Annotated in this window: 5 protein-coding genes and 1 pseudogene; all 6 read left to right on the top strand. The window is 72.9% G+C overall.

Annotated elements, in window-relative coordinates:
• Positions 1-472 (top strand): annotated as a pseudogene (locus tag CXY76_RS19370) (hypothetical protein); the annotation flags it as partial.
• The gene (locus CXY76_RS06145; protein ID WP_104163351.1) at positions 469-6,384 is read left to right on the top strand and encodes an Ig-like domain-containing protein; all 5,916 of its coding nucleotides are present in this window, start codon (positions 469-471) and stop codon (positions 6,382-6,384) included. The pseudogene CXY76_RS19370 and the gene CXY76_RS06145, both read left to right, overlap by 4 nt.
• Before the next feature lie 59 nt (positions 6,385-6,443).
• A complete protein-coding gene (locus CXY76_RS06140; protein WP_104163366.1) occupies positions 6,444-7,424 on the top strand; it encodes a MoxR family ATPase in 981 nt (326 codons plus the stop codon).
• Complete coding sequence (locus CXY76_RS06135) at positions 7,414-8,586, top strand: DUF58 domain-containing protein (protein WP_104163350.1); 1,173 nt, start codon at positions 7,414-7,416, stop codon at positions 8,584-8,586. Before CXY76_RS06140 ends, CXY76_RS06135 begins: the two co-directional genes overlap by 11 nt.
• Positions 8,583-10,919, top strand: a complete 2,337-nt coding sequence (locus CXY76_RS06130; protein WP_104163349.1) for a transglutaminase domain-containing protein — start codon at positions 8,583-8,585, stop codon at positions 10,917-10,919. Before CXY76_RS06135 ends, CXY76_RS06130 begins: the two co-directional genes overlap by 4 nt.
• Positions 10,916-11,521: an FHA domain-containing protein gene (locus CXY76_RS06125; protein WP_146073385.1), complete on the top strand. Its 606-nt coding sequence runs from the start codon at positions 10,916-10,918 to the stop codon at positions 11,519-11,521. Before CXY76_RS06130 ends, CXY76_RS06125 begins: the two co-directional genes overlap by 4 nt.
• The last annotated feature ends 77 nt before the right edge of the window (positions 11,522-11,598 follow it).

Here is an 11,598-nt window from a genome sequence, read left to right as displayed (position 1 = left end):
CGCCAGCACTGCCGCTGCCCCGGCCCGCACCGACCTGCCGCGCGCCGACCGCCCGCGCCCCGCCCCGCGGCGGCGCACTCTCGTGGCCGTCGTCGCCGGGGGCCTGCTGGTTGTCGGGCTCGGCGTCGTCGCCGGAGCCCTGCTGCTCGGCCCGGTGCTCTCCGGCGCTCCCGCACGGCCAGGGGACTCCGCGCTGCCGAGGGTCAGCGATGTGGCCGGCCGCACGGGCGACGGCACCATCGTGTTCAGCTGGGCCGATCCCGGACTGGGCGACAGCGACAGCTATGTGGTCAGCCTGCGCAGCGGCGAGAGCAGCATCCAGCGCGGCACCCAATTCATCGTGCAAACCGGCGCCGTGCAGACCGGTGCAGAGGACTCGCCGGTTTGCGTCACGGTGAGCGTGAACCGCGACGGCCGTACCGGCGCCGCCAGCACCGAGAAGTGCGTCGACCCGGCCACGGGAGCGCAATGATCCGCCGCTGGCTGGCCACGCACCGCTCCGTCGTCGCCTCGGTCACCGGCGGAACCCTGGTCACCGCCCTGGTGGTCACCGTCGCGGTGGTCTCCGGCGGCTACACGGCCCAGAAGGTCGACCTGGGTGACGCCGCCGTCTGGGTCGCCAGCGAGACCCGGCAGCTGGTGGGCAGGGTCAACACCGAGATCGCCGAACTGAACACTGTGGTCCCCGTCGACTCCGAGCGCACCACCGTGGTGCAGCACGGGGCGACGGTGCTCGTGGTCGACAGCGGCAACGGCACCCTGGACATCCTCGACCCGGCCACCGCGACGGTCACCGACAGTGTGGCACTGCCGCCGGATGCCCCCGAGGTGCGTCTGGCGGGCGACCTCGCCGCGATCTCGGCCGACGGCGACCTCTGGCGGGCGAACAGCGCCGACCTGGCGAGCTTCGACAGCACCACCGACCCCGCCCTCGCGCTGGGCACCGGAACCCTGTTCAGCCTCGACGCCGCCGGGGTCCTGTTCGCGTTCACCCCGGCCACGCAGACCCTCGTGCGGATCGACCCCGACCACCCGGACACCGTGGCCGAGACGACGACCGTGCCGGCCGGGGACCCCGCCGACGTCTACCAGCTCAGCCAGGTGAACGGCAGCTGGGCGCTGCTGAACACGACCACCGGCATCCTGCACCTGCCCCAACGCACCGTTGATCTCACCGGCAGCCTCACGGCCCTGCCCCGCCTGCAGGAGCCGGCCGTGGCCGGCGACAGGGTTCTGATCGCGCACAGCACCGGCCTGCTCAGCGTGCCCCTCGATCGCGGGGCCGCCACCGAACTCCTGGCCGAGAACCCTGTGGCCGGCAGCCCGGCCGCTCCCACCCAGGACGGACGCTGTGCCTACGCGGCGTGGGCGGACGGCACCGCGTGGCAGGCCTGCGGCATAGGCTCCCCGGCGGGAATCACCGCAACCCTCGCCGGACTCGCCGGCGACGCCCGCCTGGAATACCGGCAGAACGGCACCCGGCTGCTACTCAACGACGCCCGCAACGGCGCCACCTGGAACGTGCAGCGGGACAACGAGCTCATCGACAACTGGGACGACCTCATCGACCCGGTCTCCGACCAGCAGGAGGTGACCAGCGCCACCGACGACACCCCGCCGGACTACGAGGACACCCAGGCGCCGCCGGTCGCGATCGACGACGAATTCGGTGCCCGCCCCGGCCGCACGGTCACCCTGCCGGTTCTCCTGAACGACTACGACCCCAACGACGACGTACTCGTCATCGACGGCGTGGAGCCGCCGCCGGCCGGCCAGGGCCGCATCGACCTGGTGGCCGGCAACCAGCAGCTGCAGCTCACCCTCACCCCCGATGCGTCCGGCAGCCTCAGCTTCGACTACACGGTCAGCGACGGGCGCGGCGGTGTCGCCGACGCCACCGTCACGGTCACGCTGCGCAGCCCGGAGGAGAACTCCGCCCCGGGGCAGGCCCGCCAGACCCGGTCCACCGTCGCGGCCGGGGGCAGCGTCGAGAGCCAGGTGCTCGGCGACTGGATCGACCCGGACGGCGACCCGTTCTATCTCACCGCCGCCACCGCCGCGGCCCCCGACACCGCGACCTCGACGCCGGCCGGCGCCGTGCTGTTCACGGATGCCGGCGACGGCGGCGACGCCGCCCAGGTCGGCCTCGCCGTCTCGGACGGCAGCCTCACCGGGGCAGGCACCCTGGACGTCACGGTACGTGCGGCCGGGACCGTGCCCATCGTCGCCGACGCGTTCGCCGTGCGCACCACGGCGGGCAGCGAGGTCACCGTCGCCCCGCTCGAGCACGTGCGCGGCGGCAACGGTCCGCTCCGCCTGGGCGCCGTCCCCGACAAGCCCGGCGTCAGCATCGCGGCGGACTTCGCGGGCGGCACCTTCGAGTTCGTCAGCGGCACCGTCGGCGTGCACTACCTGGACTACGCGGTGACCGACGGCGCGACCACCGTGACCGGGCTGATCCGGGTCGACGTCGACCCCGCCCCCGACAGCCCAGGCCGGCCCATCACTGTGCCGCACACGGCCTTCCTGCGCTCACAGCAGCCAACGGTCGTCGACGTGCTCGCGACCGACATCGACCCGGCCGGGGGAGTGCTGCTCGTCACCGGAAGCTCCAACGTGCCCGCCGGAAGCGGCCTGACCGTCGAGGTCCTCGACCAGCACCTCCTGAGGGTCACCCTGACCCGTCCGCTCGAGTCGGGCACGACCAGCTTCGACTACACGGTGAGCAACGGCCTGGCCTCGGCCACCGGCACCGTCACGGTGATCGAGATCCCCGCGGCGACCACCAGGCAGCCGCCCGTCGCGGCGGCCGACTCGGTGTCGGTGCGGGTCGGCGACACCATCGACATCCCGGTGCTCACCAACGACGAACACCCCGACGGCGACACCCTCACCCTCGACCCCGTGCTCTCGACCGCGCTGCCCGCGGACGCCGGACTGCTCTTCGCCTCCGGCCGGGTGCTGCGCTACCTCGCGCCGGCCAGCACCGGCAACTTCACCGCCGTGTACAGGGTGAACGCCCCGGACGGGCAGTTCGCCAACGCCGAGGTGCGCATCTCGGTGCGGGAGACCGACGCCGCCACCAACAACCCGCCGCTGCCGCCCACGGTCACCGCCAGGGTGTTGGCCGGCGACACCGTGCGCATCCAGATCCCCCGCACCGGGATCGACCCCGACGGCGACTCCGTGCAGCTGCTCGGCCAGGAGACCAACCCCGAAAAGGGCACCGTCACCGCCGTCGACGCCGACTCGCTCAGCTACCGGGCCGGCGACTACTCCGCGGGCACCGACACCTTCAGCTACGCCGTCATCGACGCCCTCGGCGCCCGCGCCACCGGCACCGTACGGGTGGGCATCAGCCCCCGCCCGGACGGGGCCCGCAACCCCGTCGCCGTGCCGGACGAGGTCACCGTGCGGCCCGGATCCCGGGTGTCGGTGCGGGTGCTCGGCAATGACTCCGACCCCGACGGCGGCGCGCTGAGCATCACCGCGGTCGAGGCTTCCGCCGCAGGCGATGCCGCCGGCGCCGCCGTGGTCGAGGGCGACGTCATCGTGGTGCGCGCCCCGAACGTCGGTGGTCGGTACGGCTTCGTCTATGAGATCCAGAACGATCGGGGCGGCACCGGCTCCGCCTTCCTCACCGTCGTCGTGGCCGCTGACGCACCCCGGGCCTACCCCGAGGCCGCCGACACCCGGTTGAGGCTCTCCGATGTGCTGGGCCGGGACACCGTCGACGTTGACGTGCTCGCCAGGGTGTTCTTCGCCGAAGGGTCGGCCAGGGCCCTGAAACTGGCCGTCCTGCCCGGCTTCGACGGCGCCGCGACGGTCACCGACAGCGCCCGGATCCGGGTGTCCGTCGCCAAGACCAGTCAGATCATCCCGTTCAGCGTCAGCCACCCCCAGGACCCCGACATCATCGCCTTCGCGTTCGTCTGGGTACCGGGAACCGACGACGCCCTCCCGCAGCTGCGCGCCGGGGCGGCCAAGCTCGTTGTGGCCAGTGAGGCCACCGTAAACATCGACATCAACGACTACGTCGTGGCCGTCGGCGACAAGCCCGTGCAACTCACCGACCGCAACACGGTGCGCGCCACCCACGCCAACGGCGCCGAACTCGCAACGGGCGCCCGAACCCTCGCGTTCACCAGCGCGGACCAGTACTTCGGGCCCGCCTCCATCTCGTTCGAGGTGACCGACGGCGCCAGCGCGACCGACCCGGACGGACGCACCGCCACGATCGTGCTGCCGATCACCGTGACACCGCGGGAGAACCAGCCGCCCTCCTTCGACGGGGCGGGAATAGACTTCGAACCCGGCCAGAGCAAGGTCATCGACCTGGCCAAGCTCACCTCCTACCCCTACCCGGAGGACCGCGACGAACTCGCCTTCACGGTGCTCGACCCGCTGCCGACCGGCTTCGGGCAGACGCTGAACGGCAGCCTGCTCACCGTGACCGCGCTCGAAGGCACACCGAAGGGCACCACCAGCTCGGTGACGATCGGCGTGCGCGATGACCTCAGCGCCGGTAGGGCCGGGCGGGTCGAACTGCGCGTCGTGGCCTCCACCAGGCCCCTCGCGCTGCCGGCGACGGATGCGGCCATCGCGCCCCGCGGGCGCAGCACGGTCATCGATGTGCTCGCCAACGACGGCGCCACCAACCCGTTCCCCGCGACCGGACTGCGCGTGCTCGCGGTGCGCGGGCTCGACGCGGCCGGACTGCCCGCCGGAGTGACGATCACGCCCAGCTCCGACAACAGCAGGCTCACCGTGCGGGTGTCCGCCGACGCGCAGCCCACCGACAGCACCCTGCAGTATCAGGTGGCGGACGCCACCAACGACCCCGACCGGTACACCTGGGGCACCGTGCGGGTATCGGTGCAGGACGTGCCCGGCGCCGTCACGGGGCTGCGGGCCACGGGCTTCGCCGACGGCCGCATCACCGTGGCGTTCAACCCCGGCGCCGCCAACAACTCGCCCATCACCGGATACCAGGTGACCACCCTCGACGCCGCCTCCGGCCGTACCCTCGGCAGCACGGTGTGCGCGGCCACCTCCTGCACCCTCCCCACACCGGGCAACGGTCAGGCCAACGCCGTGCGCGTCAGCGTCGCCGCGCAGAACGGCATCGGCACAGCGACGGCCGGCACCCTCGCCGCGACGGTCTGGTCCGACGTGATCCCGGCAGCACCGACAGGGCTGACCGCCGTGCCCGAAGACGGTGCCCTGCTGCTCGGGTGGGACGTCGTCCAGGCGGCCGGCGGCGGCACCGACATCCGCGGCTACCAGGTCAGCGTGGCCGGGGTCGCCCGACCTGAGGTGAGCGCCAGCGGAGCGCTCTGCGCCGCCGCCCGCTGCACCCTGCGCGTGGACGGCCTGGCCAACGGGACCAGCGTGGGCTACACCGTCAGCGCCCGCAACGACGCCTACCCCGCCCTGTCGAGCTGGAACACCGCCGCTGCCACCGGAACGCCGTACGGCGCGCCGGTCGCCGGCGGGATCACGGCCACGGCGACCGACGTCAGCGGCGCCGTCACCGTGACCTGGGACGGCTTCGCCGACCGTGGCGACGCCGTCGCGGGCTACGTCGTGCAGCGGATCAGCGGCGCGGCCGTACCCACCGGCGCGCAGGCCTGCTCGGTGTCGACCCCCGCGCCCGGCACCCTCACCGCACCGCGCGCCGGCGGGGTCGTTCTGGAACAGCAGAACGTGTCAGCCGGCGGGCGCAGCGCCGTGTTCGACGGCCTGCTCGCCGACGACGGCAGCTACTCCTTCGTGGTCTGGGGCCACAACCGGGCCGGCTGCGTCTCGAGCAGCGTGGCCACGGTCCTGGTGCGGCCGGCCCCCGGCGCGATCAGCCAGGTGCAGGGTGCGATGGAGCAGCAGGGCGACGCCTGGGACTACCACCTCACCGGCGTCAGCCCGTCTGTCGGCGTCGACCACTACAACATCCGGACCGCGGACGGTTCCGGCGCCGGGACGAGGTTCAGCGGCGGCACCTGGCCGCGCGATCTGCTCGGCCTGCCGTTCGGCTCCGCCGTGGCCTTCCAACTGCAGGCGTGCACGGTGTGGGGCTCCTGCGGGCCGTGGTCGGGCACCACCACCGCACCGGAGGCATCCGTCAGCTTCACCGTGACCGGCCTGGCCTACGACGGCGCGGCCGGCCGGTTCTCCTGGACCGGGGCGCCGCAAAACGGTTCCCTTCCGGCGACCTTCGCGTGCGCGGTCGCCGGATCGACGTCGCCGCCGACTCCGGCCGACAGCGCCACCACCTGCACCCTGCCCGGCCCGCTGCCCGATGCCGGCACCGCGCTGCTCACCGTCACCGTGGACGGCCACACCTTCGACTACTCCCGCCCGATCCCGAAGAAAGCGATCACCCCATGACCCTGACCCCCGATCGTGTGAGCCCAGGCCAGCCGGGCGCCCGCCGCGACGCCGACCTGATGAGCATCGAGGAAGCCGGCCAGTTCGCGACCCTGTTCGACAGGCTGGTGCGCGGCGTCGAGGAGGTCGTTCTCGGCAAACAGCACGTGATCAGGCTGGCGTTCACCGCCCTGTTCAGCGAGGGCCACCTGCTCCTGGAGGACGTCCCCGGCACCGGGAAGACCTCGCTGGCCCGCGCCATCGCGCAGAGCGTGCGTGGCACCAACAACCGGGTGCAGTTCACCCCCGACCTGCTGCCGGGCGACATCACCGGCGTCAGCATCTTCGACCAGCGCACGGCCACCTTCGAATTCCACCGCGGCCCGGTGTTCGCCAACATCGTGCTGGCCGACGAGATCAACCGGGCCAGCCCCAAGACCCAGGCCGCGCTGCTCGAGGTCATGGAGGAGGGCCAGGTCACCGCCGACGGTGTCACCCACCAGGTGGCGGGCCCGTTCATGGTGATCGCGACCCAGAACCCGATCGAGCAGGCCGGCACCTACAGGCTGCCGGAGGCCCAGCTGGACAGGTTCCTGATGAAGACCTCGATCGGCTACCCGGACCAGGCCGCCACCGTGCGAATCCTGGAGGGCGCCGGCCGGCGGGCCCACGACAGCCGCGTGGCACCGGTGCTCTCGGCCGAGTCCGTCGTCGAGGTGGCGGCGCTGGCCCGCACCGTCTTCGTCGACGCGACCATCAACGACTACGTCGCCCGGCTCGTCGACGCCACCCGCACCAGCCCGGAGGTGCGGCTGGGCGCCAGTGTGCGCGGCGCCCTCGCGCTGATCCGCACGGCCAAGACCTATGCGGCATCCCAGGGCCGGCACTACGTGACCCCCGACGACGTGAAGGCCCTGGCCGAACCCGTGCTCGCGCACCGGCTGCTGCTGGACGCCGAGGCCGAATTCGACGGGGTCAGCGCCTCGAGCGTGATCGGCCGGATCCTGGTCGAGACGCCGCCGCCGCGCAGCGGGGAGGACCAGCGGTCGGATGTCCTCTAGACGACCCCGGCTGCTCCAAGCCGTCACTCCGCTCGGCTGGAGCGTCGCCGGCTGCGCGGCCGCGCTGCTCGGCGCCGGCTACGGCCTGGGCTGGGCCGAACTCACCGCGATCGGCTGGGCGGCCGCCGTACTGGTGGTCGGCGCGCTCGTGCACCTGCTCGGCCAGAGCGGCCACCACATCACGTTGACCCTGCCCGTCGACCGGGTCGTCGTGGGGGAGCGGGTGCCCGGGCAGGTCGACGTGCACAACCCGACCGGCCGGCGCCTGGCCGCCGTGACGGTGCAGGTGCCCGTGGGCGCCGGGCTGGCCGAGTTCCCGATGCCGTCACTGGCCGCGCGCACCGGCATCGACGAGGTGTTCGTGGTACCCGCCGAGCGCCGGGGCATCGTCCCGATCGGACCCGTGCACACGGTGCGGGCCGATCCGGTGGGGCTCGTGCGGCTGGAGACGGTGCTCGCCCAGCGGATCGACCTCTACGTGCACCCGCGCACCATCGCCATCCCCAGCATGAGCCAGGGCTTCGTGCGCGACCTCGAGGGGCAACCCACCCGCGACCTCACCGCCAGCGACGTGGCGTTCCACGCTTTGCGCGAGTATCAGAGCGGTGACGAGAGGCGCAGCATCCACTGGAAGAGCACCGCCAAGACCGGCCGGCTCATGGTGCGCCAATACGAGCAGACCCGGCGCAGCCATCTGCTCGTGGCCCTCAGCCTGGCCACGGGCGACTTCGCCGACGACGAGGAATTCGAACTCGCCGTCAGCGCGGCCGGCTCGCTGGGGATCCGGGCGATCCGTGATGCGCGCACGGTGACGGTGCTGGCCAGCTCAGGCCCGCTCAGCACTCTCACGCCCACCCGGCTGCTCGACGACCTGAGCGGCGTCGACCTGGCGCCCGACGCCGCCGGCGTGCGCGCACTGTCCCGGCGGGCCGCCGCCGCGGTCGACGGGCTGTCCGTGGCCTTCCTGCTCTGCGGGTCTGCGACACCGTTGTCCGCACTGCGCGCCTCGGCGGCGGGATTCCCGCTCGGGGTCGAGGTCGTCGCCGTGGTCTGCGAGCCCGGCGCCCGCCCGGGCCTCCGCCGGGCCGGTGGACTGAGCCTGCTCACCATCGGCTTCCTCGACGACCTGCAGCACAGCCTCGCCCGGGGGGCCGCCGCATGAGCGGGCGTTTCATCGTGGGCAACACCGCGGCCCTGCTGGCGGCGACCGGTGTGGCCGCCGCCGCCCTGTGGCCGGTCTACCAGACCGGCGCCTTCGTGCTGCTCGTTGTCGTCACCGCGGTGCTCGGCTGCGGAATCGCCATTGTCGGCGCCGTGTTCCGCTGGCCGGCCTGGCTGGTCGGCCTCACGACCATCTGCGGCTATCTCCTCGTCGGGGTTCCCTTGGCCGTGCCCGGCCGCGCCCTGTACGGGGTTCTGCCGAGCCTGGCGGGCCTCGCCGAGCTGGTGCCGGCCACGGCGCTCGGCTGGAAGCAACTCGTGACCATCGTGCTGCCGGTCGGGTCATACCAGGCCCTGCTGGTGCCCGCGCTGATCCTGGTGCTGCTCACGAGCGTCATCGGGCTGTCGGTGGCGCTCCGCAGCCGGGCCGCGGAACTGGCCCTGCTGGCGCCCGTGCTGCTGTTCCTGGCCGGCATCGCCCTCGGCCCCAGCCAAGCGACGGCGCCCACCCTGCTGGGCCTCGCGCTGTTCACCGTGCTGGTGCTCTGGCTGCTGTGGCTGAACCTGGAACGCCGCCGGGGCCGCCTGCTCGTGTCGGCGACGGCGGCGCGGCTGCCGGCGGCCGACCGGCGGATGGGCGCGGCCCGGTCCGTCGTCGTCGCGGCCCTCGCGCTGACTGTCGCGGTGCTGGCCGGCACCGTCGCCGCCGTCGCCCTGCCGCCCACAGCGGCCAGAGACGTGCTGCGCACCAGGGTGGCGGCGCCGTTCGACGCCCGCGCGTACCCGAGTCCGCTGTCCGGCTTCCGCAACTATCTGCAGCCGGCCCTCGCCGACACCGTGCTCTTCGAGGTCGAGGGGCTGCCGGCCGGCGGGCGCATCCGGCTGGCGACCCTCGACGACTACGACGGGGTTGTGTATTCGGTGGGCAGTGCGGATGCCACGGCGGCGGGGCCGGACTCCGGCACCTTCACCCGGTTGCCCTACCGCCTCGACCAGAGTGCCGTGCGTGGTGACGAGGTCTCCCTGACGGTGTCGATCCGGGAGTACGACGGCGTCTGGGTGCCCGGCGTCGGAGCGTTGGAACAGATCGAGTTCACCGGCGCCACCGCGGCCGCCCGACAGGAATCGTTCGTGTACAACGACCTCGGCGGCACCGCCGCCGTGGTCACCGGCCTGGAGCAGGGCGACAGCTACACCAGCACCGCCGTCGTTTCTGCCCTCGTCGGTGACCTGGCCGATGCCCTGCCCGGCTCCGCGGTCCTACCGCCCGTCGAGGTGCTGCCGGACGACCTCGAAAAGACCCTGGCCGGTGTACTGCGTCCGGGCGACACGCCAGGCCAGAAACTGCAGGCCGCGCTCGACTTCCTGGCCGCAACCGGTTACGTCAGCCACGGTACCGCCGGGGAACCCGTCAGCCGGTCCGGACACGGCGTCGACCGCATCGACGAGCTGCTTCGCGACCAGCCGATGCTCGGCGATGCCGAGCAATACGCGGTGACGGCGGCCCTGATGGCCCGGCAGATCGGCTTTCCGGCGCGGGTGGTAGTGGGCTTCGTGCCCGCCGCAGATGGCGGCACCGCCGCGGTGACCGGTGCCGATGCATCCGCGTGGATCGAGGTGCAGACCCAGGCCGACGGTTGGGTGGCGCTGGATCCCAACCCGCCGGTCCGGGAGATCCCGGCACGCCAACCCGACGACCCCGCTGCCATCTCCCGACCCCAGACCGTGCTGCCCCCGCCGGTTCCGGATGCCGCCGAGCAGCCCGAACCGAGCCAGCCGGAGAGCCAGACCAGCGACCCGCCCGCAACCGCCGACCCGTTCTGGGCTCTGATCAGGCTGGTCGTGACCATTGCGGCCTGGTCCCTGCTCGGGCTCGGCCTGCTCGCCGCACCGTTGCTCGGCATCGTTGTCGCCAAGTGGCGTCGTCGTCGACGCCGCCGCCTGGCTCGCTCGCCGCTCGACCGCATCGTCGGCGGCTGGCGGGAATTCGCCGACAGCGTGACCGATCATGGTGTGCCCGTGCCGCCGCTGGCGACCCGCACCGAGCTGGCCCGATCCGTCGGCGGGGTGCGTGCCCTCTGGCTGGCCGGGGAGGTGGACCGGGCCGTCTTCGCTCCGGACGGCGCGGCGGAGATCGACCCTGACGGCATCTGGGTATCGGTGCGGGAGCTGCAGAACAGCCTGCGGGCCGGTCTCGGCCGCCGGGACCGGCTGCGCGCGGTCATCTCGGTACGGTCATTCGGTCGCTACGCTAAGAGAACTGCCGGGCGGGATGGCCGGCGCAGGCGCACGCTGTGGGGAGCTCGCGAGAGCACGAAGGGACCGGGTCAGTGAACTGCCAGATTTGCGGGGCGCACCTGCCAGAGGGCGCGATGTTCTGCGGCGGCTGCGGCAGCTCGACCTCGGCGACCCCCACCACCCGCAAGCGCGCCGACCCGCGCCCCAGCGACACCACCATCATCCAGCCTCTCGCGCCGCGGACGACGGTGATCTCCGTGCCGGTGTGGCCGGCGGGCACCGGCCCAACCGCTGACCAGCCAGCCGATGCCGGGCTCCCGCCCGTCCGTCCCGGTGGCGCTCACGCGGCGGCACCGGCCGAGAAGGTCGAGCCCGCCCGGTACACCCTGCAGTTCAGTACCGGCGAGACCGTCTCGGTGCGCGGCACCGGCCTGATCGGCCGGCGCCCCCTGCCCCAGCCGTCGGAACGGTTCGACCACCTGATCCAGATCACCGACCTGGGCATGTCGGTGTCCAAGAGCCACCTCGAATTCGGTCAGCACGACGGTGAATTCTGGGTCAACGACAGGTTCTCGGGCAACGGCACGGTCGTGCGGCGCGCGCCGGCGCCGGCGCTCCGCTGCGAGCCGGGCCGCCGCTACCTGGTGGCCAGAGGCGCCAGGGTCGAAATCGGCGATCAGTTCTTCGTGGTGCTGTAGGACCCGCAGCTCCTCCACACCCCGTGCAGTTCCCGCATTGTGCACCGGGACCGCCGCATCGGAAGTGCCGGCCGGTC

The sequence above is a fragment of the Cryobacterium sp. N22 genome, from assembly GCF_002929555.1.
Lineage (GTDB): Bacteria > Actinomycetota > Actinomycetes > Actinomycetales > Microbacteriaceae > Cryobacterium.
This window is presented reverse-complemented; position numbering and strand designations above follow the sequence as displayed.

Coding starts and splice junctions, on each gene's coding strand:
- CXY76_RS06145 (WP_104163351.1), top strand. CDS start 469: ATGATCCGCCGCTGGCTGGCCACGCACCGCTCCGTCGTCGCCTCGGTC.
- CXY76_RS06140 (WP_104163366.1), top strand. CDS start 6,444: ATGAGCATCGAGGAAGCCGGCCAGTTCGCGACCCTGTTCGACAGGCTG.
- CXY76_RS06135 (WP_104163350.1), top strand. CDS start 7,414: ATGTCCTCTAGACGACCCCGGCTGCTCCAAGCCGTCACTCCGCTCGGC.
- CXY76_RS06130 (WP_104163349.1), top strand. CDS start 8,583: ATGAGCGGGCGTTTCATCGTGGGCAACACCGCGGCCCTGCTGGCGGCG.